The 23,467-nt window shown below is 70.7% G+C and carries 22 protein-coding genes; 11 read left to right on the top strand and 11 right to left on the bottom strand.

Annotated features, from left to right (window positions below; all coding sequences use genetic code 11):
* The first annotated feature begins 157 nt into the window (after positions 1–157).
* Positions 158–763: an ATP/GTP-binding protein gene (locus ABZT12_RS31950; protein WP_356391030.1), complete on the top strand. Its 606-nt coding sequence runs from the start codon at positions 158–160 to the stop codon at positions 761–763.
* Between the two features lie 17 nt (positions 764–780).
* Here the strand turns inward: ABZT12_RS31950 and ABZT12_RS31945 are convergent, their stop codons facing one another.
* Entirely contained in the window at positions 781–1,209 is a 429-nt protein-coding gene (locus tag ABZT12_RS31945) for a PPOX class F420-dependent oxidoreductase (RefSeq protein ID WP_356391028.1), read from the bottom strand.
* Between the two features lie 92 nt (positions 1,210–1,301).
* Here ABZT12_RS31945 and ABZT12_RS31940 point away from each other — a divergent pair, with 92 nt between their 5' ends.
* Positions 1,302–1,715 carry a roadblock/LC7 domain-containing protein gene (locus tag ABZT12_RS31940; RefSeq protein WP_356391026.1) on the top strand — a complete coding sequence of 138 codons (414 nt, stop codon included), beginning with the start codon at positions 1,302–1,304 and terminating at the stop codon, positions 1,713–1,715.
* A 125-nt stretch (positions 1,716–1,840) separates the two neighbouring features.
* A complete protein-coding gene (locus ABZT12_RS31935; protein WP_356391024.1) occupies positions 1,841–2,893 on the top strand; it encodes a DUF6397 family protein in 1,053 nt (350 codons plus the stop codon).
* A gap of 21 nt (positions 2,894–2,914) precedes the next feature.
* Here the strand turns inward: ABZT12_RS31935 and ABZT12_RS31930 are convergent, their stop codons facing one another.
* On the bottom strand, positions 2,915–3,781 hold the full coding sequence (locus ABZT12_RS31930; protein ID WP_356391022.1) for an acyl-CoA thioesterase II: 867 nt from the start codon (positions 3,779–3,781) through the stop codon (positions 2,915–2,917).
* Positions 3,782–3,800: 19 nt separating this feature from the next.
* Positions 3,801–6,314 carry a DUF3516 domain-containing protein gene (locus ABZT12_RS31925; protein ID WP_356391020.1) on the bottom strand — a complete coding sequence of 838 codons (2,514 nt, stop codon included), beginning with the start codon at positions 6,312–6,314 and terminating at the stop codon, positions 3,801–3,803.
* 145 nt (positions 6,315–6,459) lie between these two features.
* Between ABZT12_RS31925 and ABZT12_RS31920 the strand changes: the two genes are divergently transcribed.
* A complete protein-coding gene (locus tag ABZT12_RS31920) occupies positions 6,460–7,254 on the top strand; it encodes a metal-dependent hydrolase (RefSeq protein ID WP_356391018.1) in 795 nt (264 codons plus the stop codon).
* Positions 7,255–7,313: 59 nt separating this feature from the next.
* On the opposite strand, the gene ABZT12_RS31915 is transcribed toward ABZT12_RS31920, so the two are convergent.
* The 4 genes from ABZT12_RS31915 to ABZT12_RS31900 form a co-directional block, all read right to left on the bottom strand.
* Complete coding sequence (locus tag ABZT12_RS31915) at positions 7,314–7,646, bottom strand: type B 50S ribosomal protein L31 (protein ID WP_356391016.1); 333 nt, start codon at positions 7,644–7,646, stop codon at positions 7,314–7,316.
* Between the two features lie 51 nt (positions 7,647–7,697).
* Positions 7,698–8,168, bottom strand: a complete 471-nt coding sequence (locus ABZT12_RS31910; RefSeq protein WP_356391014.1) for a DUF5709 domain-containing protein — start codon at positions 8,166–8,168, stop codon at positions 7,698–7,700.
* Between the two features lie 570 nt (positions 8,169–8,738).
* Positions 8,739–10,520, bottom strand: coding sequence for an ABC transporter ATP-binding protein (locus tag ABZT12_RS31905; protein ID WP_356391012.1), 1,782 nt, complete (start codon positions 10,518–10,520; stop codon positions 8,739–8,741).
* Positions 10,517–12,628 (bottom strand): ABC transporter ATP-binding protein, encoded by a 2,112-nt coding sequence (locus tag ABZT12_RS31900; RefSeq protein ID WP_356391010.1) that lies wholly within the window; start codon positions 12,626–12,628, stop codon positions 10,517–10,519. The genes ABZT12_RS31905 and ABZT12_RS31900 overlap by 4 nt, the downstream gene beginning before the upstream one ends.
* Before the next feature lie 260 nt (positions 12,629–12,888).
* Between ABZT12_RS31900 and ABZT12_RS31895 the strand changes: the two genes are divergently transcribed.
* Positions 12,889–13,647 (top strand): hypothetical protein, encoded by a 759-nt coding sequence (locus ABZT12_RS31895; protein ID WP_356391008.1) that lies wholly within the window; start codon positions 12,889–12,891, stop codon positions 13,645–13,647.
* A gap of 215 nt (positions 13,648–13,862) precedes the next feature.
* The gene (locus tag ABZT12_RS31890) at positions 13,863–15,491 is read left to right on the top strand and encodes a peptide-N4-asparagine amidase (RefSeq protein ID WP_356391006.1); all 1,629 of its coding nucleotides are present in this window, start codon (positions 13,863–13,865) and stop codon (positions 15,489–15,491) included.
* Positions 15,492–15,566: 75 nt separating this feature from the next.
* On the opposite strand, the gene ABZT12_RS31885 is transcribed toward ABZT12_RS31890, so the two are convergent.
* The gene (locus ABZT12_RS31885) at positions 15,567–16,043 is read right to left on the bottom strand and encodes a MarR family transcriptional regulator (protein WP_356391005.1); all 477 of its coding nucleotides are present in this window, start codon (positions 16,041–16,043) and stop codon (positions 15,567–15,569) included.
* Between the two features lie 96 nt (positions 16,044–16,139).
* Between ABZT12_RS31885 and ABZT12_RS31880 the strand changes: the two genes are divergently transcribed.
* Positions 16,140–17,942, top strand: a complete 1,803-nt coding sequence (locus ABZT12_RS31880) for an ABC transporter ATP-binding protein (protein ID WP_356391004.1) — start codon at positions 16,140–16,142, stop codon at positions 17,940–17,942.
* A gap of 43 nt (positions 17,943–17,985) precedes the next feature.
* Complete coding sequence (gene mltG, locus ABZT12_RS31875) at positions 17,986–18,828, top strand: endolytic transglycosylase MltG (RefSeq protein WP_356391003.1); 843 nt, start codon at positions 17,986–17,988, stop codon at positions 18,826–18,828.
* An 11-nt stretch (positions 18,829–18,839) separates the two neighbouring features.
* Here the strand turns inward: mltG and ABZT12_RS31870 are convergent, their stop codons facing one another.
* Positions 18,840–19,916, bottom strand: a complete 1,077-nt coding sequence (locus tag ABZT12_RS31870) for an NAD(P)-binding domain-containing protein (protein ID WP_356391001.1) — start codon at positions 19,914–19,916, stop codon at positions 18,840–18,842.
* Positions 19,917–20,005: 89 nt separating this feature from the next.
* Between ABZT12_RS31870 and ABZT12_RS31865 the strand changes: the two genes are divergently transcribed.
* Positions 20,006–20,428, top strand: a complete 423-nt coding sequence (locus ABZT12_RS31865; protein ID WP_356390999.1) for a YjbQ family protein — start codon at positions 20,006–20,008, stop codon at positions 20,426–20,428.
* A gap of 51 nt (positions 20,429–20,479) precedes the next feature.
* On the opposite strand, the gene ABZT12_RS31860 is transcribed toward ABZT12_RS31865, so the two are convergent.
* On the bottom strand, positions 20,480–20,902 hold the full coding sequence (locus tag ABZT12_RS31860) for a MerR family transcriptional regulator (protein WP_356390997.1): 423 nt from the start codon (positions 20,900–20,902) through the stop codon (positions 20,480–20,482).
* Between the two features lie 69 nt (positions 20,903–20,971).
* Here ABZT12_RS31860 and ABZT12_RS31855 point away from each other — a divergent pair, with 69 nt between their 5' ends.
* Positions 20,972–22,045, top strand: coding sequence for an alkene reductase (locus ABZT12_RS31855; RefSeq protein WP_356390995.1), 1,074 nt, complete (start codon positions 20,972–20,974; stop codon positions 22,043–22,045).
* A gap of 54 nt (positions 22,046–22,099) precedes the next feature.
* Here the strand turns inward: ABZT12_RS31855 and ABZT12_RS31850 are convergent, their stop codons facing one another.
* Positions 22,100–22,525 carry a MarR family transcriptional regulator gene (locus ABZT12_RS31850; RefSeq protein ID WP_356390993.1) on the bottom strand — a complete coding sequence of 142 codons (426 nt, stop codon included), beginning with the start codon at positions 22,523–22,525 and terminating at the stop codon, positions 22,100–22,102.
* Positions 22,526–22,612: 87 nt separating this feature from the next.
* Here ABZT12_RS31850 and ABZT12_RS31845 point away from each other — a divergent pair, with 87 nt between their 5' ends.
* Entirely contained in the window at positions 22,613–23,257 is a 645-nt protein-coding gene (locus tag ABZT12_RS31845; RefSeq protein WP_356390991.1) for an MBL fold metallo-hydrolase, read from the top strand.
* The last annotated feature ends 210 nt before the right edge of the window (positions 23,258–23,467 follow it).

The following is a 23,467-nucleotide window of genomic DNA, read 5'->3' as shown; positions in this document are numbered from 1 at the left end:
GCACCTCACCGCCATGCGTGCCTTTTCGGGCAACGAATCGCTGCCGGTCGGTCACTTGGCGCAAACAGCGGTCGAATCCCCTGAAGCGCACCCGCAGTTGCCATCATGTCCACCTACCGACGTCGACCCTGGCCGGCACTCCCGAGAGAAGTGATCGATGGTCTCCGAGCACTCCGACGCCATGGACGGCGAGACGACCGACCTGGCGTTGAAGATTCTGGTCGCCGGCGGATTCGGCGTGGGCAAGACGACCCTGGTGGGAGCGGTCAGCGAGATCAAGCCGCTGCGCACCGAGGAACTGCTCAGCGAGGCGGGCCAGTTGGTGGACGACACCGACGGTGTCGACCGGAAGGTCACGACGACCGTCGCCATGGACTTCGGCCGCATCACCATCCGCTCCGGGCTCTCCCTCTACCTCTTCGGCACACCGGGACAGGACCGTTTCTGGTTCCTGTGGGACGAACTGTCGCAGGGAGCCCTCGGCGCCGTGGTCCTCGCCGACACCCGGCGCCTCGAGGACTGCTTCCCCGCCGTCGACTACTTCGAGCACCGGCGCATCCCGTTCGTGGTGGCCGTCAACTGCTTCACGGGAGCGCGCTCCTACGGAGATTCCGACGTCTCCCGCGCACTCGACCTCGACCCGGGAACACCGGTGGTCCTGTGCGACGCCCGGGACCGTGACTCGGGCAAGGAGGTACTGATCCGGCTCGTCGAGTACGCCGGGCGGATGCACACCGCCCGGCTGCTCGACTCCGTGAGCTGACGGTCCACCGGCCGGTCTCAGCCGGCGACGGCCTTCTGCGCCAGAACCTTCTCGACCCTGACCCGGACCAGCAGTTCGCCCGGTACGCCGTTGCGGGCACCGAACTCCTCGGCCCGCTCCTCGCCCATGTACCGGGCCGCGAGCAGGGTCGCCCAGTGCTTGACCTCGTCGAGGTCCTCCGAAAGGCGGGCGCGGCCCTGAAGCACCACGAAGTCGAACGGGGGCCGGTCGTCGTCCACGCACAGGGCGACCCGGCCGTCCCGGGCGAGGTTGCGTCCCTTCACGGTCTCCCGCCCGGTGTTGAACACCACGTCGTCCCCGTCCAGCAGGAACCAGATCGGTGCCACATGCGGACTCCCGTCGGCGCGCACGGTCGACAACTTGCCGGTACGGGTGCCGTCCGAGACGAACGCCCGCCATTCCTCGTCGGTCATGTTCTGTGCCATACACCTATCCTCCTTGCCCGCGTGGCACAGGTGGGGAAGGCTTGCGAGAAATCCTCCGGCCAGGGGGAGGCGGACCACGGGGAGCGCGGAACATGGCAGAGAACCAAGGGCTGGGCTGGCTGCTGGACGACCTGACCGAGCGGGTGGAGCACGTGCGCCACGCCATGGTCCTGTCCAACGACGGCCTGGTGACAGGCGCGAGCACGGGACTCCGACGCGAGGACGCCGAGCACCTCGCGGCCGTCTCGTCCGGATTACACAGCCTGGCCAAGGGCTCGGGCCGGCACTTCGGCGCCGGCCGGGTGCGTCAGACGATGGTCGAGTTCGACGACGCCGTCCTGTTCGTCACCGCGGCGGGCACCGGCAGTTGTCTGTGCGTACTCAGCGGTGCCGAGGCGGACATCGGCCAGATCGCCTACGAGATGACCCTGCTCGTGAACCGCGTCGGAGAACACCTCGGCCTGGACGTCCGCAACCCTGGGCGGACCCCGGTCACGGACCCTTGACCTGCGCGTTCGGCATCTCCCGTGGAGTTATCCACAGGCCCGCACCCGCATCGGCGGAACCGGCTACGGTGTGTTCACAGCCAACGCACACAGCGTGAACAAGGAACTCCGCGGGGGAGATCGACATGACAGGCAATACCCTCACCCAACCGTCCGACCTTTCGTACGCGCCGAGTCGTGCCGCCCGGGAACTGGGCCTGAAACGGGGCGAGTTCGAACTCGCGGTGCACCTCGGACGCATCCGGACAAGGCCCGATGAGGGAGGCGGTGGCCTACGCGTCCCCCACACCGAGATCGACCGGCTCCGCTCGACGCCGGACTTCCCTGAGTCCCTCCTCCAGAGCGTCAGCACCCTGGGCACCACGGAAGGCGCGGCCCTCCTGGACGTGACGACCGCCAGGTTCACCCGCCTCGCACGTCTGGGCCTGTTCGTGCCGGTGAAGTTCTACCTCAACCGCTACCGCACCGTCGTCTGGCTCTACCTCCGCGAGGAGCTACGGCAGTTCGCGGGCGACGAGCACAACGCCCCGTTCCTGAAAGGCCGTACACCGGACGGACCGCGGGCCCGGTTGCAGGCCGGCCTGGATCTGCGGGCCCGGAACTGGCGCGGACGCCACCTGGGCTTCCTGCTGCGAGAGGCGGACGACCCGTGGGAGCGGGCCGGGGCTCTGGCCGCCCTGCTCCCTCCTGCCCAGATCGCGGAGATCGCCCATGACCCCTGTGAGCGGGCCCACTTGAGCCGCTTCCGCCCCGAGCCGCCCGTCCATGGAACACCCGGATCACCCGGTGCCCACCTCGCCGAGCGGATCATGACGGCGGACGACCCGGACGAAATCGCCTGGCTCCGCGCGGACTTGGCACGAGCACTGGACGAGGCACGACTGCACCGCCCCGCACCGCGTCCGGAGCCCCGGGCCACCCCACCCCAGCCACCGGAGCACCCGCCGCTGCCGGCGCCGAGGAACTCGACCGCACGAACCGTGCTGACAACCCGCTCCGACCGCCACACAGCGCCTTTGAGCCGACACCCGTTCGCTACGGGCCGACCCGCGTCCCCTCCGCACCGGCATCCGTCCCCTACGGGCGCAAACCAACCCGAGCCCCCGCCCTTGCCGGTCGTCGCAGAACCCGCGCGCCCACGCGGCCTGTTGAGCCGGCTGCGCCGCAGAGACACGTGACCCGCGGCGCTCACCCGGGAGCTACAGGGCTCTGAACAGCCCTTCCTGGACGACCGATACGAGCAGTCGTCCCTCCCGGTCGTAGATGCGCCCGCGCGCCAGACCGCGACCGCCCGTCGCGATCGGGGACTCCTGGTCGTACAGGAACCACTCGTCCGCACGGAACGGCCGGTGGAACCACATGGCGTGATCCAGCGACGCCATGTCGAAGTTCCGTGGCCCCCAGAGGGGTTCGACGGGAATCCGGACGGCGTCCAGAAGCGTCATGTCGCTGGCGTACGTCAGCGCGCAGGTGTGTACCAGGGGGTCGTCGCCGAGCGGACCGACGGCGCGCATCCACACGGCACTGCGCGGCTCGGAGCCCTTGATCTCCTCGGCGCTCCAGCGCAGCCCGTCCGCGTACCGGATGTCGAAGGGCTGACGGCGCGCCATCCGCTCCAACTGCTCGGGCAGCGCGCCCAGATGGGCTCGGACCTCCTCCGTCACGGTCGGCAGGGACTCCGGGTCCGCGACTTCGCGGGCCGGCGGCAGCTGGTGCTCGAAGGGACCTTGCTCAGGTTTGTGAAAGGAGGCGGTGAGATTGAAGATCGTGCGACCCTGCTGCACGCCGGTGACCCGACGGGTGGTGAAGGACCTGCCGTCCCGCACCCGCTCGACCTGGTACACGATGGGTACGCCCGGCCGGCCCGGGCGCAGGAAGTACGCGTGCAGTGAGTGCACCGGGCGGTCGCCGTCCGTGGTGCGTCCGGCGGCGACCAGCGCCTGGCCCGCCACCTGGCCACCGAAGACCCTCTGCAAGGACTCGTGCGGGCTGCGGCCTCGGAAGATGTTGACCTCGATCTGCTCCAGGTCGAGCAGGTCGACGAGCCGCTCTGCGGGGTTGGTCATGGGTGGAGTTCTCCTGTGCTCAAAGCTGTCCGACGTCGGTGACACGGACGACCGCTCGGCCCTCCGCGTCGGAGGCAGCGAGGTCGACCTCCGCGCTGATGCCCCAGTCATGGTCGCCGTTCGGGTCGGCGAAAATCTGCCGCACGCGCCACAGGTTGTGCTGGGGCTCCTCTTCGATGAGGAGAAGCCGGGGCCCGCGCGCGTCGGGCCCGGTGCCGAGGTCCTCGTACTCGTCCCAGTACTTGTCCATCGCCGCGCCCCACGCTTCGGCGTCCCAGCCCGTCTCGGAGTCCAGCTCGCCGAGCTCCCGGACGTGATCGAGGGCGGCGAGCTCCACGCGGCGGAACATCGCGTTGCGGACGAGGACCCGGAAGGCGCGCGCGTTCGCGGTGACCGGCTTGACCTGGTCGGCCTTCTCCTGGGCCTCCTCGGCGGTCATCTCCGCCGGGTTCGCGAGCTGCTCCCACTCGTCCAGCAGACTGGAGTCCACCTGGCGCACCATCTCACCGAGCCAGGCGATCAGGTCCTCCAGGTCCTCGGACTTCAGGTGGTCCGGGACGGTGTGGTCGAGGGCCTTGTACGCCCCGGCCAGGTAGCGCAGCACGATGCCCTCGGTGCGGGCCAGCTCGTAGTAAGAGGTCAACTCCGTGAAGGACATGGCGCGTTCGTACATGTCACGGATCACGGACTTCGGCGACAGCGGGTGGTCGCCGACCCACGGGTGGCTCTTGCGGTAGGTGTCGTAGGCGTGGAAGAGCAGCTCCTCCAGAGGCTTCGGGTACGTGACGTCCTGGAGGCGCTCCATGCGGTCCTCGTACTCGACGCCGTCCGCCTTCATCGCGGCCACGGCCTCACCACGCGCCTTGTTCTGCTGGGCGGCCAGGATCTGGCGGGGGTCGTCCAGTGTGGACTCGACGACGGAGACCATGTCGAGGGCGTAGGACGGCGACTCCGGGTCCAGCAGCTCGAAGGCGGCGAGCGCGAAGGTGGACAGCGGCTGGTTCAGCGCGAAGTCCTGCTGCAGGTCCACGGTGAGACGCACGATGCGTCCTTCGCTGTCCGGCTGGTCGAGCCGTTCGACGATGCCGCCGTCCAGCAGCGAGCGGTAGATGGCGATCGCGCGCCGGATGTGCCGCAGTTGCTGCTTGCGCGGCTCGTGGTTGTCCTCAAGGAGGTGCCGCATCGCCTCGAAGGCGTTGCCGGGGCGGGCGATCACGGACAGCAGCATTGTGTGGGTCACCCGGAAACGGGAGGTCAACGGCTCCGGCTCCGCGCCGATGAGCTTCTCGAAGGTGCTCTCCGTCCACCCGACGAAGCCCTCGGGCGCCTTCTTGCGGACGACCTTCCGTCGCTTCTTCGGGTCGTCGCCCGCTTTGGCGAGCGCCTTCTCGTTCTCTACGACGTGCTCGGGGGCCTGAGCGACCACGAGGCCCGCCGTGTCGAACCCCGCCCGGCCGGCGCGCCCCGCGATCTGATGGAACTCGCGGGCGCGCAGAGTGCGGACACGTGTGCCGTCGTACTTGGCCAGAGCGGTGAACAGCACTGTACGGATGGGGACGTTGACGCCCACACCGAGTGTGTCCGTGCCGCAGATGACCTTCAGCAGGCCGGCCTGGGCCAGCTTCTCCACCAGACGCCGGTACTTGGGCAGCATGCCGGCGTGGTGGACACCGATGCCGTGCCGTACGTAGCGGGAGAGGTTCCGCCCGAACTTGGTGGTGAAGCGGAAGTTGCCGATCAGCTCGGCGATCTGGTCCTTCTCCTCACGCGAGCACATGTTGATGCTCATCAGCGCCTGTGCTCGCTCCACGGCCTGCGCCTGGGTGAAGTGCACGATGTAGACGGGCGCCTGCCTGGTCTCCAGCAGTTCGGTGAGCGTCTCGGTGAGCGGGGTCAGCCGGTACTCGTAGGACAGCGGCACCGGCCGGGTCGCCGAGCGGACGACCGAGGTGGGGCGGCCGGTGCGCCGGGTCAGGTCCTGCTCGAACATCGAGACGTCGCCGAGCGTGGCCGACATCAGGATGAACTGGGCGTGCGGCAGTTCCAGGATCGGGATCTGCCAGGCCCAGCCGCGGTCCGTCTCCGCGTAGAAGTGGAACTCGTCCATGACGACCTGGCCGACGTCCGCGTGCTTGCCGTCGCGCAGCGCGATCGAGGCGAGGACCTCGGCGGTGCAGCAGATGACGGGCGCGTCGGCGTTGACGGACGCGTCACCGGTCAGCATGCCGACGTTCTCGGTACCGAACATCTTGCACAGCTCGAAGAACTTCTCCGAGACCAGCGCCTTGATCGGGGCGGTGTAGAAGGTGACCTCGTCCCGCGCCAGGGCGGCGAAGTGCGCACCGGCGGCGATCATGCTCTTGCCGGAGCCGGTGGGCGTCGACACGATCACGTTCGCACCGGAGACCACCTCGATCAGTGCCTCCTCCTGGTGGGGGTAGAGGGTGAGACCGCGCTCCTTGGCCCACGACTCGAAGGCTTCGTAGAGGGCGTCGGGGTCTGCGGTCTGCGGCAGCTGGTCGATGAGGGTCACATGCCCATCTTGCCTGGACCGGGGACCGATGGGGGAATCGGCTGCGGAGACGAAGATCGCGAACGCTACGCTGTGTCGCCGACGGAGTGTCAGGGCATCTGCGCAACTGACCGGCGGTACAGGAAGAATGGGGCGGAAAGCGGCCATGATGGGACCAGCACACTCACTGTCGGGGGCAGCGGCCTGGCTCGGGGTCGGGGCGGCCGCGGCCGCCGGTGGACACCCGATGCCCTGGCCGGTGCTGCTGGTCGGCTCCCTGATCTGCGCGGGGGCGGCGCTCGCTCCCGACCTCGATCACAAGGCGGCCACGATCTCCCGGGCCTTCGGGCCGCTGTCCCGCGGTCTGTGCGAGATCGTCGACAAGCTGTCGTACGCCGTCTACAAGGGGACGCGGAAGCAGGGCGACCCCCGTCGCAACGGCGGACACCGCACCCTGACCCACACCTGGCTGTGGGCGGTCCTGATCGGTGCGGGAGCCTCAGCCATGGCGCTGACGGGTGGGCGCTGGGCGGTGCTGGCACTCCTCTTCGTGCACCTGGTGCTGGCCATCGAGGGACTGCTGTGGCGGGCGGCCCGCGGTTCGAGCAGCGATGTCCTGGTCTGGCTGCTGGCCGCGACCAGCGCGTGGATCCTCGCCGGGATACTGGACAAGCCGGGCAACGGCTCGGACTGGCTGTTCACCGATCCGGGCCATGGCTATCTGTGGCTGGGTCTGCCGATCGTGCTGGGCGCGCTGGTGCACGACATCGGGGACGCGCTGACCGTCTCCGGCTGCCCGATCCTGTGGCCGATCCCGCTGGGCCGCAAGCGCTGGTACCCGATCGGGCCGCCGAAGGTGATGCGGTTCCGTGCCGGCAGCTGGGTCGAGCTCAAGGTGCTGATGCCGGCGTTCATGCTGCTCGGGGGAGTGGGCTGCGCGGCGGCGCTCAACTTCATCTGAGGCCCCGGCCAGGACCTGTCATCAACAGGTGCGCCGCCGTCGTCGTTTCCCGCGGTCGCTCAGGCGCCGTGGGAACCCTGGCCCGTCCCGCCGGAACTGTGGTCTGTCCCGCCGGATCCCTGGCCCGTCCCGCCCGAGCCTGGGACCGTTCCACCGCCGTAGCGGCGCTCGAACTGGGCGATGCGTCCCTCCGAGTCCACCGTGCGGGCCTTGCCCGTGTAGAAGGGGTGGCTCTCGGAGGAGATCTCGACGTCGACGACCGGGTACGTCTCGCCGTCGTCCCACTCGATGGTCCGCTCGCTGGTGGCGGTGGACCGGGTGAGGAAGGCGTATCCGGCGGAGCGGTCGCGGAAGACCACGGGGTGGTAGTCGGGCTGCTTGTCCTGCTGCATGGTGGCTCCTCCTGCGGAGGGGGCTGGGGCGTCGGACCGTGGGAGTCGGGATCAGCCGAACGGGGAGTCCTCGTCGACGATGTGCATCGCGGCCTCCTCGGCGGAGGCGGCGGCTCCGTCGATGCCGACGTCCGTGGCGACCAGCGCACTCTCCTCGTCCTCGTGGGCCCCTTCGTCGGGGGCCACGAGACGACCGGAGCGGTTGTCGCCGACCTCGCCGTCCAGAAGTTCTCCGTCGGTGCCCTCGGAGTCGCCGAGACCGTCACCGTCGGGTACGCCGACATCCGGCAGCTCCTCGGAGAGCCGTTGGTCCAGCGACTCACCGTGCTGTCGCTCAGCGGCCGTCACATCGGAGCGCTCCACCGCCCACGGGCGTTCCGGAGGGGACCAGCCACGGTCCAGCGGATCATCGACGCCATCGGCCTCCAGCGTGTCCTCCCCGTCGAGGATCCCGGAGTCGGCCTGGATGTCGGATCCGTCGGGCTGGTAGACGTCGTCTCCCCATCCGTCGGAGCTGTTCACGAATACCTCCTGGTGATGCGGACCGGCCTGTCATCGGGGCGGTCGGCGGTGGATCGACGGTTCGCGGGGCAGAGGCCGTACCCGGCACGAACCGCGTGGTTCCCGGGCACTCCCCGAACCAGTGCCGCTTTCCAGCCTTCCACCCCTTTTCCCCCGTGCGCAACGGCACGCGGTCGGGGCGGGAGCTCCGCGCGCCCGCCCCGGCCCCGGTCGACCGCCGACGAGGCGGGTCGTGAACAGGGCAGTGCGCGGGGCGTCGCGGTTCGGGGAAGGGTTGCGGCGACAGTGGTACGGGAACGGCTCGAAGCTCCGCTCCACGCGGTCGACATCCGGCTCGGGTCGGTCGGCGTGACCGGCACGACCGCCGTGGTGGACAGGACCGGGGTGACCGGTACCGCCACCCTGGCCGGAACGACCGGCATGCGCGACACTCCCCTCCGCCGATGTCAGCTACGTACGCCCCGGCTACCCATGTGCCGACCACTCATGCCTCAGCCACTCCTGCCCCAGTACCACTCGTCCCGGTACCGCCTGTCCCGGTCAGCCCTGCCCGGGTCGTCCGGGCGCCGCTCATCCGTGCCAGGACCGCCACAGCGCCGCGTACGCTCCCTCCGCCGCGACCAGCTCGTCGTGGCTGCCCAGCTCGCTGATGCGGCCGTCCTCGACGACGGCGATGACGTCCGCGTCGTGGGCGGTGTGCAGGCGGTGGGCGATGGCGACCACGGTGCGGCCGTCGAGGACGCGGGCGAGGGAGCGTTCGAGATGGCGGGCCGCGCGCGGATCGAGGAGCGAGGTCGCCTCGTCCAGGACCAGGGTGTGCGGGTCGGCCAGTACCAGGCGGGCGAGGGCGATCTGCTGGGCCTGGGCGGGCGTGAGCCCCAGGCCGCCCGAGCCCACCTCGGTGTCGAGCCCGTCGTCCAGCGCCCGCGCCCAGCCGTCGGCGTCGACCGCGCCGAGCGCCGCCCACAGCTCCGCGTCCGCCGCACCGCTCCGGGCGAGCAGCAGGTTGTCGCGCAGGGAGCCCACGAAGACGTGGTGTTCCTGGTTGACGAGGGCCACATGGGAGCGGACGCGTTCGGCGGTCATCCGGGAGAGTTCGGCGCCGCCCAGGGTGATCCGGCCCTGGCGGGGCGCGTAGATGCCGGCGAGAAGTCTGCCCAGGGTCGACTTGCCGGCGCCCGAGGGGCCCACCAGTGCGATCCGGGTGCCCGGCGCGACCTCCAGGGACACCTCCCGCAGTACGTCCACGCCCTCGCGGTAGCCGAAGTGCACCCGGTCCGCGTGCACGTCGCGGCCGTCCGGCGCCAGGGAGATCTCCCCGGCGTCCGGTTCGATGTCCCGGACGCCGACCAGCCTGGCCAGCGACACCTGGGCGACCTGAAGCTCGTCATACCAGCGCAGGATGAGGCCCACCGGGTCGACGAGCATCTGGGCGATGAGGGCGCCCGTGGTCAGCTGCCCGACTCCGATCCAGCCGTGCAGGACGAGGACCCCGCCGATCATGAGGACCGAGCCGAGGACCGTGACATGGGTGGCGTTGATGACGGGGAACAGGACGGAGCGCAGCCACAGTGTGTAGCGCTCCCAGGCGGTCCACTCCTTGATCCGGCGCTCGGAGAGTTCGATGCGCCGGGCGCCGAGGCGGTGTGCCTCGACGGTGCGGCCGGCGTCCACCGTTTCGGCGAGAGCGGCGGCCACGGAGGCGTACCCGGCGGCCTCCGAGCGGTAGCCGGCCGGTGCGCGCCGGAAGTACCAGCGACACCCGACCACCAGCAGTGGCAGGGCGATCAGCACGGCGGCGGCGAGCGGCGGAGCCGTGATGACGAGGCCGCCGAGCAGCAGGGCCGCCCACACCACGCCGATCGCCAGCTGCGGCACGGCCTCGCGCATGGCGTTGCCGAGCCGGTCGATGTCCGTGGTGATGCGGGAGAGCAGATCGCCGGTGCCGGCTCGCTCCAGGACGCCAGGGGGCAGGCCGACCGACCGTACGAGGAAGTCCTCGCGCAGGTCGGCCAGCATGCGCTCGCCGAGTATGGCGCCCCGCAACCGCACCTGCTGGACGAAGCCGGCCTGGATGAGCAGGGCGGTCACGAACAGGCCGACGGTCAGGCCCAGATGGAGTTCCCGCGACCGGTCCGAGACCCGCTCGACGAGAGCGCCCAGCAGGTAGGGGCCGGCCATCGAGGCGATCACCGCGACCGTGTTGACGGTGACGAGGAGCAGGAAGGCGCGGCGGTGCCGCCGGAACAGTTCGGACACGTAGGCGCGTACCGTCGCCGGGGCACCGACGGGCAGGGTGTTGGCGGTTGTGGGGGCCGCCGGGTCGTAGGCCGGGGGCGCCACGCCGATCATGCGGTCTCCTCGATTTCTACCAGCGCGCTCCGCAGAGCGTCGTCGTCCTCTTCGGCGCCGCCCCGGGAAGGGACCTCGCCGTCTTCCAAGGTGTGCCGCAGAGCGAGGTGCTCGTCGCGCACGGCGTTCCGCGAAGCGACCCGCTCGCTCGCCGGGACAGCCTCCGGAACGCCCAGTTCGTCGTTGTCCACGTCCCGCAGGGCGGGGGCCGCGTCGTCGCACGGCACTCCGCGCAGCGCCGACCCGTCCGTCCCGCAGGTCCTGCTCGGGATCACGCCGACCGCGCCGACCGCGCCGACCGCGCCAACCGGCTCGGCCGCCCCGACCACGGCGCCCGGTTCGACCGGCTTGGTCGCCCCGTCCGCGTCGGCCGTCTCGTCCTCGGTCTCGCGGGTGACCACGGCGCGGTACCGCGGTTCGTCATGGATCAGGTCGCGGTGCAGGCCGACCGCCACGACCTCGTCCTCGTGCACGAGGAAGACGCGTTCCGCGCGGTCCAGGAGCAATGGGGAGGAGGTGAAGACCACCGTGGTCCGGCCGGAGCGCAGGCCGCGCAGGCCGTCGGCGATCCGGGCCTCGGTGTGGGAGTCGACGGCGGAGGTGGGTTCGTCCAGGACGAGCACCTCCGGGTCCGTGACCAACGACCGGGCCAGGGCGAGGCGTTGGCGCTGGCCGCCGGAGAGGGAGCGGCCACGTTCGGTGATGCGGGCGTCCATGGGGTCCTGGGCATCGACCGAACCCTGGACGAGCGCCGTCAGGACGTCCCCGCACTGGGCGGCAGCCAGTGCCTCCTCCGCGTCGACCTGGCCAGAGGCGGGCACGTCGAGCAGTTCGCGCAGCGAACCGGAGAGCAGCACCGGGTCCTTGTCCTGGACGAGCACGGCGGCGCGGGCCGAGCCGAGGGGCAGTTCGTCGAGAGGTACGCCGCCGAGAAGGACCGACGTGCCCTCCTCGGAGGGATGTCCGCCGAGCCGTTCGGCCAACCGGCCGGCCGCGTCCGGATCGCCGCACACCACGGCGGTGAGTCGGCCCGCGGGCGCGAGCAGACCGGTGGCCGGGTCGTACAGGTCTCCGCCGGGCGCGTCGGCCGCGCGGGTTCCGTCGGTGTCGGTCACCCGTTCCAGCGACAGCACACGGGCGGCCCGTCTGGCCGACGGACGCGAGAAGGAGTACGACATGGCGATCTCTTCGAAGTGCCGCAGCGGATAGCTCATGATCATCACCGCGCTGTAGACGGTGACCAGTTCACCGACGGTGATGCGGCCCTGACGGGCCAGGTGGACGCCGTGCCAGACGACCGCGATGAGCAGCAGACCCGGCAGCAGCACCTGGACGGAGGCGATCACGGCCCACATACGGGCGCTGCGCACGGCCGCGTGGCGCACCTCCTGGGAGGCCCGGCGATAGCGGTCGAGGAAGAGTTCCTCACCGCCGATACCGCGCAGCACCCGCAGTCCGGCGACGGTGTCGGAGGCCAGCTCGGTGGCGCGCCCGGCCTTCTCCCGTTGTACGTCGGCACGCCGGGTGGCGCGGGGCAGCAGCGGAAGCACGGAGAGGGCGAGTACCGGAACGCCCACGGCGACGACGATGCCGAGCGCGGGCTGGTAGACGACCAGACCGACACAGACGATCACGATCGTCAGCGCGGCGGCCAGGAAGCGCGACAGCGCCTCCACGAACCAGCCGATCTTCTCGACGTCGCCCGTGGAGACGGCCACCACCTCGCCCGCCGCGACCCGGCGGGTCAGCGCCGAGCCGAGGTGCGCGGCCTGGCGGGCCAGCAGTTGCTGGACCCGTGCGGCGGCGGTGATCCAGTTGGTGACGGCGGCCCGGTGCAGGAAGGTGTCGCCGACCGCGATGCCGGCTCCGCACAACATCAACAGGCCGCCGGACAGGGCGAGTCGGCTTCCGGAGCGGTCGACCACGGACTGCACGGCGAGGCCGACGCAGAACGGCAGTGCGGACACGGACACGAAGTGGAGCAGGCCCCAGGCCAGGGACTTGAGCTGACCGCCGAGCTGATTCCGGCCGAGCCACCAAAGGAATCGGGGACCCGACCGGGCATCGGGCACGCCCGGATCGGGATACGGAAGGTCTTGAATCTGCATGACGTCCCAGCGGCTCGTGTCAGGGGAAGGGATGGGGGAGAGGGGGCGGGGTGGAGAGGGGGGAGGGGGGAGAAGAGGCGGTCGGGGGAGGAGGCGGAGGGATCGCCGAGTGCGGCAGCAAACCGTGAAAGGTTCGCGTCATTCCGTGGTCGGAGGCAAGGGGTTTTCCGGGGTGGGGTGCGTCACCGGCGTACACCCATCGGGGGCGAGATGTCCGTGACCTGACGCAATGTGGCTGATCGCGATGTGAGCATGGGTTGATGCAGAGTGGCGGCACACGGCGTGCAACGGTCGCGATGGCGGCTCTCGTTTCCCTTCTCACGACCCTCTCCGCGTGCGGGAACGCGCCCCCGGCTCACTACGGCGGTCGTGGTGCGGGCGCGTCCGGCCGCGAGGTGGCCCCCAGCAGCCGTCCCGCGCTCGACCGGACGCGCATCCCGGGCGTCGGAGACCGTCTGTGGCGGCGCATCCCCGGCGACTCGGGCCAGGTGCTGGTGGTCTACGGCGAGGGGAAGGACTCCCCGTACTCCACCGCCGTCCTGTTCACGAGGTACGGCTCCAGCTGGCAGCGGACCCAAAGTTGGCCCACGCACAACGGCAAGAGGGGGTGGACCACCGACCATCACCTCGGTGACGAGCGCAGCCCGGTCGGCGTGTTCACGTTGACCGCCGCGGGCGGTGTCCTGGACGACCCGGGCACCCGCCTTCCGTACACCCAGTCGGAGGCGTTCACGGCTCCGCAGACGTGGGACGAGTCGCACTGGCACGACTTCGACTATGTCATCGCCATCGACTACAACCGCGTCCCGGGGAGCCCGCCCGACGACGGGGCCCAACCGGAGGGCGAGGCGAAGGGAGGCGGTATCTGGCTGCACCTGGACCACGGGAGCGGTACGTCTGCCTGCGTCAGTTTCCCCAAGTCGGGGATGGAGTACCTGTTGCGCACGCTCGATCCGGGCCAACATCCGGTCGTGCTGATGGGGGACAAGGCGGAGCTGAAAGACCAGCGACTGTCGTAGACCTTGTTTGCCTCCTTGCCTCCTTGCCTCCTTGCCTCCTTGCCGCCACTGCCCCACTGTTTCGTTGCCCAGCTGGCCCTCAACCCCTCAACCCCTCCGCCCCTCCGCCCCTCCGCCCCGTTGACCCGTTGACCCGTTGACCCGTTGGCTCATTGGCGGAGGTGGTCGGGTCGCTCTGTTGCGGGCGACGGGGGACTCACCGTAGAACACCGCCCATGAGAAGTCGGATAGTCATGTCCATGCTCGCCGGAGCGGCCCTCCTGGCGAGCACCCTCATCGGGGCGGCTCCCGCCCGGGCGGCGGTTCCGGTCCCCGGGGTCGCCGCCCCCGCAGAGTTCGGCACCGACTGGCACGATCCGCTCACCGCCGCCCCGCCCGTCGCCCGGCCCGCGGCCAAGTCCTGCCAAGTCACCCTCGCCGACGCGCAGTTCAGGGACTTCACGCCGTACAGGGGCACGTACACACCGCCGCGCGGCTGTGGTGACCGCTGGAGCAAGATCGTGCTGCGGCTGGACGGGACGGTCGCGGGACGGCAGTACGACCGGCTCGGCTATCTGCACGTCGGCGGTGTCGAGATCCTCCGTACGTCGACCCCTGAGCCGTCGCCCGACGGCATCGCGTGGTCCGTGGAGAAGGACGTCACGCGGTACAGCGCCATGTTCCGCACCGCGCAGGATGTCGAGATGCTCATCGGCAACGTCGTGGACGACACGTACACCGGGGTCATCGGTGTCAAGGCCACGCTGACGTTCTACGCGGGCGAACCGGCCGCCGGGCGTAGTCCGGACCGTGTCCTCACCCTCGCCGACGACTCGACCCTGACAGCCCCGCGCAACAGCGAACGTGTCGTGGCGGAGGTCTACGCCACCGGCTCGGGCGGGGGGTGCGAGGAGTTCTGGTACCTCGCGGTGCCCGGTTCGGCGCCGTACTCGTGCCAGGCCGACAAGGGTCCCTACCGTGAGGTGCAGATCAAGGTCGACGGTCAACTCGCGGGCATCGCGGCCCCGTTCCCGAACGTGTGGACCGGCGGCTGGTCCAACCCCTTTCTCTGGTACGTCATTCCGGGACCGCGCGCCTTCGACGTCAGGCCCATCGAGTACGACCTCACGCCCTTCGCCGGGCTCCTCGACGACGGCCGTCCGCACCGCGTGGAGGTCTCGGTCGTCGGTGTGCCCGAGGGGCAGAGCGGCTGGAGCGCGCCGGTGAACGTGCTCGTCTGGCAGGACGCGAAGCGCGCCCAGGTCACGGGGAAGCTGACCCTCGACCGGGCGGGCGAACTCGTCGACTCCTCGACCTACACGCCGGGTTCCGAAGGGCGGTCCGAGGAGCGGGTGGACACCGGGGCGGGGCACCGGCTGACCGTCGCCGGTTACGTCGACACCTCGCACGGCCGGGTGGCGACCACCGTGGACCGGGCGCTGACGAACACCTCCGTGCACCGGTGGACCGATGGCGAGAACGCCGACGGGCTCGACGCGACCTGGACGGACGACGAGTCCGTGACCGTCGACGGGCGCGGCCCGGCCAGGACGACGGCCACGCACCGGACGTACACCATGAGCGGGGTGACGACGATCGGCACGGACGACCGGCTGCGTACGGTTCTCGCGCTGGGCGACCGGGCGGCGGTCGTGGAGACGCGGGGCGGTCGGCGGACCGACTGGTCGCGGCTCGACGACTCCTCCACCGGGGACGCCACCTACACGCTGAACGTGCCACGCGACCAGCGGCACGCGGTCGGGACGTCGCGTGAGCGCTACCGGTCGTACGGCTCGGGCGGCTGCTACGACCGCACGCTCACCACCGCGCAGGGGGCGCTCACCGGGGACCGCCACGGCTGCTGAGTCGCGCAAGCACGCGCCGGGCGCGGCCGGGTACGGCCGGTCGTACCCGGCCGTCACCGGCCGGGGTGGCTCGCTTCAGTGCGAGTGCCCCGCCCCGTGCCCCTCGTGCTCCCCGCCGGGCGCCCCGTCCACCAGCGTGTCGAGCAGCCCGCGCAGCACCGCGCGCTGCTCGCCGGTGAGCGGGGCCAGGATCTCGCCGGCCGCGGCTCTGCGGGCGCCGTGCAGTTCCCGCAGGGCCTTGCGGCCGTCGTCGGTGATCTCGATGCGGATGACCCGCCGGTTGGCCGGGTCGGGCACCCGGCGCACCTTGTCGCTCGCCTCCAGCGCGTCGACCAGCGTCGTCACGGCCCGGGGTACGACCTCCAGGTACTCGGCGAGGTCGGCCATGCGCGGCGGCGCGGAGAAGTGCGAAAGGGTGCGCAGCAGCCGGGACTGGGCCGGCGTGATGCCGAGGTCACGCTCTGCCAGATGGTGCTTCTGGATGCGGTACACCCGGCGGGTCAGCCGCAGCAGTTGCTCGGCGAGCAGTCCGTCGGGATCCGGGGTGGTCATGCGGGAACAATATCAGGACCTTGTTCATTGTGAGTATAGGTAACAATGAGCTAAGCTCCCTCATCAGTCTTGGCCGTCTCACCCTCCGTAGGAGCCATGCCCCGAGATCACATCAACTGGACGCCCACCCCCGGCACTTCGACCGACGAACCCCGGCAGGTGCGCCGCATTCTCCGACTCTTCAAGCCCTACCGTGCCCGGCTCGGGATCGTCGGACTCCTGGTCGGCGCCGCCTCCCTGGTCACGGTGGCGACCCCGTTCCTGCTGAAGGAGACGCTGGACGTCGCCATCCCGCAGGGCCGCACCGGCCTGCTGAGCCTGCTCGCGCTCGGCATGATCCTCAGCGCGGTACTGAGCAGCATCTTCGGCGTGCTGCAGACCCTCCTCTCCACCACGGTCGGCCAGCGCGTCATGCACGACCTGCGCACGGCGGTCTACGGCCGGCTGCAACGCATGTCGCTGGCGTTCTTCACCCGCACCCGGACCGGCGAGGTCCAGTCCCGGATAGCCAACGACATCGGCGGCATGCAGGCCACCGTCACCTCCACGGCCACCTCGCTGGTCTCCAACCTGACCAGCGTCGTCGCCACGATCATCGCGATGATCGCCCTGGACTGGCGGCTGACCGTGGTGTCGCTGCTCCTGCTGCCGGTCTTCGTGTGGATCAGCCGCCGGGTGGGCAAGGAGCGCAAGAAGATCACCACCCAGCGTCAGAAGCAGATGGCCGAGATGGCCGCCACGGTCACCGAGTCGCTCTCCGTCAGTGGCATCCTGCTCGGCCGCACCATGGGCCGCTCCGACTCGCTCACTCGGTCCTTCGCCGAGGAGTCCGAGGGTCTGGTCGACCTGGAGATCCGGTCGAACATGGCCGGCCGCTGGCGCATGGCCGTCATCACGATCGTCATGGCCGCGATGCCGGCCGTCATCTACTGGACCGCCGGCATGGCCCTCCAGACGGGCGGCCCGGACGTCTCGGTCGGCACCATCGTCGCCTTCGTCTCCCTCCAGCAGGGCCTGTTCCGCCCGGCCGTCAGCCTGCTGGCGACCGGCGTGCAGATCCAGACCTCGCTCGCGCTCTTCCAGCGGATCTTCGAGTACCTGGACCTGCCGATCGACATCACCGAGGTGGACCGGCCGGTTCATCTCGACACCGTGAAGGGCGAGGTCCGCTTCGAGGGCGTCGAGTTCCACTACGACGACAAGAGCGGTCCGATCCTCGACGGCATCGACATCACCGTCCCGGCCGGCAGCAGCCTCGCCGTCGTCGGCCCGACCGGCGCCGGCAAGTCGACCCTCGGCTACCTCGTACCGCGGCTCTACGACGTGACGGGCGGCCGGGTCACCCTCGACGGGGTCGACGTCCGCGACCTCGACTTCGACACCCTCGCGCGCGCGGTCGGCGTCGTCTCGCAGGAGACGTACCTCTTCCACGCCTCGGTCGCCGAGAACCTCCGCTTCGCCAAGCCGGACGCCACCGACGAGGAGTTGCGCGCGGCGGCCCGGGCGGCCCAGATACACGAGCACATCGCCTCGCTGCCCGACGGGTACGACACCGTCGTCGGTGAGCGCGGCCACCGGTTCTCCGGCGGGGAGAAGCAGCGCCTGGCCATCGCCCGTACGATCCTGCGCGATCCGCCGGTCCTCATCCTGGACGAGGCGACCAGCGCCCTGGACACCCGTACGGAAGCGGCCGTCCAGGAGGCCATCGACGCGCTGTCCGCCAACCGCACCACGCTCACCATCGCGCACCGCCTCTCCACCGTCCGTGACGCCGACCAGATCGTGGTCCTGGACGCGGGGCGGGCGGTCGAACGGGGTACGCACGAGGAGCTGCTGGAGCGGGACGGGCGGTATGCGGCCCTGGTCCGCAGGGACGCCCAACTGGAGCCGACAAGCTGACGATATGCCGGTTTTGTGGGCATGGGCGGGTTACCGTGCCCGCATGCAGATGAACACTCCGCCACGGAGCACGATCCGCCTGACCCGCCGGGGCCGGGTCGCCCTCGTCGCGACCGGAGCCGTCGTGGCCGGCGCCGCCGTGGCGGTGCCCCTGCTGACCCTGGAGACCGGTGGCGCTCCCCGCCCCGCGACCCTGGTCATCCCGGAGGGCTGGCGTGCCGGGCAGATCTACCGGGCCGTGGACAAGGCCCTCGCACTGCCCGCGGGCACCACCAAGAAGTCCGTCCCCAGGGCCGACCTGCGACTGCCCAACGACGCGGAGGGCAACCCGGAGGGCTATCTCTTCCCGGCGACGTATCCGCTGGAGAAGAAGACCACGCCCGAGTCGCTGCTCCGCTCCATGGCCGGTACCGCGGACAAGAAGTTCAACGGCGCCCCGGTCGCGGCCGGCGCGCAGCGCAACGCGCTCAACGTCTACCAGGCGGTCACCATCGCCAGCATCGTGCAGGCCGAGGCAGCCACCCGAGCCGACATGGGGAAGGTGGCCCGGGTCATCTTCAACCGCCTCGAACGCGGGATGCCGCTGCAGATGGACTCCACCATCAACTACGCCCTCGACCGTGCCACTCTGCGCACCAGCGCCGACGAGACCCGGCTCGACAGCCCCTACAACTCGTATCAGCGCATGGGCCTGCCGCCCACGCCGATCGACAGCCCGGGGGAGGACGCGATGCGCGCGGCGGTCAACCCGCCCCCGGGGGACTGGCTCTACTTCGTCACGGTCAAGCCGGGCGACACCCGCTTCACCGCCAGCTACGAGGAACACCAGCGCAACGTCGCCGAGTTCAACGCCAGTCGTAAGGTCCGACCCACCCCCACAAGGTAGTTGACGAGTCGTCAGACGGTGACGGGTTCCCCGGCCAGCAGCCGTCTGATCTCCCGCACGGCGGCCCGGCCCGCCCGGTTGGCGCCGATGGTGCTCGCCGACGGCCCGTAACCGACGAGATGGACGCGCGCATCGGCGACCGTCCGGGTCCCCTCCAGCCGGATACCGCCGCCCGGCTCGCGCAGCCTCAGTGGTGCGAGGTGGTCGACGGCGGCCCGGAACCCGGTCGCCCAGAGGATGACGTCGGCAGGCACGTGCCGCCCGTCGTCCCACTCCACCCCGTCCGGGGTGATCCGGTCGAACATCGGCCGCCGGTCCAGGATCCCGTCGGTGATCGCCTGCCGGATCGCGTCGGTCAGCGGCAGCCCTGTGACCGAGACGACGCTCATCGGCGGCAGCCCCTGCCGCACCCGTTCCGCCACGAGCGCGACGGCCGCGCGGCCCGCCTCCTCGGTGAACGGACCCTCGCGGAAGACCGGCGGACGCCGGGTCACCCACGTGGTCGCCGCCGCGTACGGGGCGAGTTCCATCAGATGCTGGGTGCCGGACGCGCCCCCGCCCACCACGACCACCCGCAGCCCGGTGAACTCCTCGGGCCCGGAGTACCGCGCGGTGTGCAACTGCCGCCCCCGGAAGGTCTCCTGGCCCGGGTAGCGCGGCCAGAACGGCCGGTCCCAGGTGCCGGTCGCGTTGATCAGGGCCCGGGTCGTCCAGGTGCCGGCCGAGCTCTCGACGAGCAGCCGCCCGCCGGTACCCTCCCGGACGGCCCTGACGTCCACCGGGCGCCGCACCCGCAGGCCGAAGGCGCGCTCGTAACGGTCGAAGTACGCGGCGACGACCTCGGCGGACGGCCGCGCCGGATCGGCGTCCGTCAGCTCCATCCCGGGCAGCGCGTGCATCCCGTGCACCTTGCCGTACGTCAGCGACGGCCACCGGAACTGCCAGGCGCCGCCGGGCGCGGGGGCGTGGTCGAGCACCACGAAGTCACGGTCCGGCTCGAACCCGGAGCGCCGCAGATGATAGGCGGCCGCCAGCCCGGCCTGCCCGGCCCCCACGACGACCACCTCGACCGCACGCGTGCTGTCCACGCTTCCCCCAACCGCGCCGGGGCCGCGGATCTTCCCGACGCGGTGAGCGCCACCGGTGTGAAAGCCGGTGTATGGGTCAGGATGGAGGCATGTCAGCTGCTTTCACGACCCGTGTTCTGCACGTCGCCAGCGGATCCGACGAGAGGATCGTCGACCTGACCCGCGACTGTGAGGCCTTCCTGCGCGAGGTGGCGGCCGGCCGCGACGGCCTCCTGAACCTCTTCGTCCCGCACGCCACCGCCGGTCTGGCGATCATCGAGACCGGTGCCGGCTCCGATGACGACCTGCTGGCCGCCCTGCACACCCTGCTCCCCGCCGACGACCGCTGGCAGCACCGCCACGGCACCCCCGGCCACGGCCGCGACCACGTCCTCCCCGCCTTCGTACCGCCGCACGCGACGCTGCCGGTGCTGGGCGGCCGGCTGGAGCTGGGGACGTGGCAGTCGGTGTGTCTGGTCGACACCAACAAGGACAACCCCGACCGCCAGGTCCGGCTCAGCTTCCTGGGATGACCGGGACCGGTCGCCGTCAACTCCCGCGTACCGCCCACGTGTTGGCGGGAGTCACACCAGCTGTGTCGCCAGCTGTTCCCGGTACGCCCGGGCCGAGGCCATCACTGTGTCGAGGGTGTCCCGGGTGTGGATGAGCTCGTCGATGTGCGCCGAGAGCCGCTCGCGCTCCAGCCCCATCCGTTCCAGGGCGGAGTCGGAGTTCTCCTCGCTGGGCGCGTCGACGCAGGGCAGCAGTTCGGCGATGGTCCGGCTGGACAGACCCGCCGCGTACAGCCGCTGGATGAACGCGACCCGCTCGACCTCGTCGTCCGTGTAGTGCCGCTGCCCGCTGGGGCTGCGGCTGCTGGAGAGCAGCCCCTGCTCCTCGTAATAGCGCACGGACCGGACACTGACTCCGGACTGTGACGCGAGTTCCCCGATCCGCACGGAATCCTCCTGGCTCAATTCGGCGGCACAGACGCTTGCCTCTGACATCAATGTGAGGTTTTAGCGTAGCTGCTGTGCCCGAGACACGGGCACGGCACAGCACGGAGGAGCCCTCACATGACGTCCCTTCTCACCAGCTACCGGCTCGGTGACCTCACCCTGCCCAACCGGGTGGTCATGGCCCCGATGAGCCGGGTCCGGGCCGCCGCCGGAGGCCTGGCGACGCCGTCGATGGCGGCCTACTACGCTCAGCGCGCCACGGCCGGGCTGATCGTGAGCGAGGGGGTGCAGCCGAGCCTGATCGGTCAGTCCAACCCGGGTACGCCGGGGCTGCACACCGACGAACAGGTCGAGTCATGGCGTCCGGTGACCGCGGCCGTCCACGCCAACGGCGGACGGATCTTCGCCCAGCTGATGCACGGCGGCCGGGTCTCGCACCCCGACACCACGGGGCTGCGGCCGGTCGGCCCCTCGGCCGTCCCCGCCGTCGGTGACGTCTTCACCCCGACCGGGCCGCAGCCCACTCCCACCCCCCGCGCACTGGACACCGCCGAAGTGCCCGAGCACGCCCGGTCCTACGCCGAAGCCGGCCGCCGGGCGATCGACGCGGGCTTCGACGGCGTCGAACTGCACGGCGCCAACGGCTACTTGATCTCGCAGTTCCTCTCGTCCAACGCCAACCTGCGCACCGACGGCTACGGTGGCCCGGTCGCCCACCGGATCCGGTTCGCCGTCGAGGCGGTGGCCGAGACCGTCGCCGCCATCGGTGGAGCCCGGACCGGCATACGGCTCTCACCGGGCGGGACGTTCTGGGGAGTCGAGGAGACCGAGGTCCGGGAGCTGTACACCGCGCTGCTGGCCGAACTGGCGCCCCTCGGACTCGCCTACGTGCACCTTGAAGCCACCGCGGACGAGGAACTGCTGGTCGCCCTGCGCCGGGCCTGGCCGGGCGCCCTCGTCATGAACCCCGTACTGCCGATGGGACCGAAGCAGACCGGCCGGGACGACGCCGACCACTGGCTCGGCCTGGGCGCCGACCTCATCAGCTTCGGCCGTGCCTTCGTCGCCAACCCCGACCTGGTCGAGCGGCTGCGCTGCGGGCTCCCGATCGCCCCGGCCGACGAGGCGACGTACTACCAGGGCGGTGACTCCGGCTACCTGACGTACTCGGCGCACCAGTACGCCGCCTGAGTCTCCGGCCCGGCCGGCATCCGCGGCGTCCCCGGAATCCCTGGCGTTCTCGGCCTACTTGGTCTTCAGGTGGGCGGTCACCCGGGACAGCAGAGGCAGCACCGCGGCGAGGCTGTCCCGCTCGCCGGTGCTGAGGACCTCGCTGATCGCGGAGCCGAGCCAGTCGGCACGCCGCCGGCGTTCTTCGGACAGCCGGTGGCGTCCCGCCGGGGTGAGGTGGAGCAGGAGCTTGCGCCCGTCGCTGGGGTGCGCCTCGGCCCGCACGAGGCCCTGGCGGAGAAGTTCCTTGATCGCCTTGGCGGCCGACTGGTGGCTGACTCCCCGGAGTTGGGCGACTTCGGCGGTGGTGAGCGGGGAGTCGCGGTCGAGGTGACCCAGGACGGCGGCCTCGGCGAAGGGCATCGTGTCGGCCGTGCGCACGGTGCGTACGAGCTCTCCGACGGCCGAGCGAAGTTCTTCGGCCAGCTGCTGGTCGTCCATGGCGGTCAGCCTACTGGCACCGAGGGTGTGTGCAGCCGAGGTGTACAGTCTGGTTGTATAAACGTGTCCGCCCGGAAAGGATCCGCCGTGCAGCTCACCAAGCATGCCCACGCCTGCGTCTCGCTGGAGAAGGACGGGACCCGCCTGGTCATCGACCCCGGCACCCTCACCCCGGACGCGGCAGCGGCCGTCGCCCGGGCCGACGCCGTCCTGATCACCCACGAACACTTCGACCACTTCGACGAGAAGCTCCTCACCACCGCCCTCGACTCCCAGCCCGAACTGGAGGTCTACGGCCCCGCCGCCGTCGCCGCCTCCCTCGGCGACCGGGACGGCCGCGTCCACGCCGTCGCCGCGGGGGCCACCTTCACCGTCGGTTCCATCACCTTCACCGTCCACGGCCACCGGCACGCGCTGATCCACGCCGACATCCCCTGCCCCGACAACGTCGGCTACCTCCTCGACGAGGGAACCGTCTACCACCCCGGTGACGCCTACTTCGCGCCCGACGCCCCCGTACGCACCCTGCTGCTGCCGACCAGCGGCCCCTGGACCAAGTTCGGCGAGGCCGCCGACTACGTCCGCGCCGTCAAGCCCGAGCGGGTCATCCAGATCCACGAACTCATGCTCAGCGACCTCGGCCAGCAGTCCGTCGCCCACCTCCTCGGCGAGAACGGTCTGACCGGCCTGGAGATCGGCCGGGTCGAGGCCGGCGCCACCGTCCAGCTGTAGAGCCCGCGGGAGCGGGCGGGGCCGGGCCCGAGCGCGGTGAACGGCCCGGAGGCCGACGTAGAGCTTCCCGGGAGGCCCGAGTACCCCGAAGTCGGGCTAGTGCTGTGGCCGGGAAGGTTTGCCGGAAAGCTCGCGGCGTCCGGTGCGGTACATCGCAAGGCGGAGCATTGCCCGCGTACTGGATGTACTCGGGTGATGCGACAACGCGGC

Origin of the sequence: Streptomyces sp. NPDC005423, assembly GCF_040606415.1 — a bacterium.
Lineage (GTDB): Bacteria > Actinomycetota > Actinomycetes > Streptomycetales > Streptomycetaceae > Streptomyces.
The sequence above is the reverse complement of the archived record's forward strand: the minus strand, read 5'-3'. Positions and strand labels throughout refer to the sequence as shown.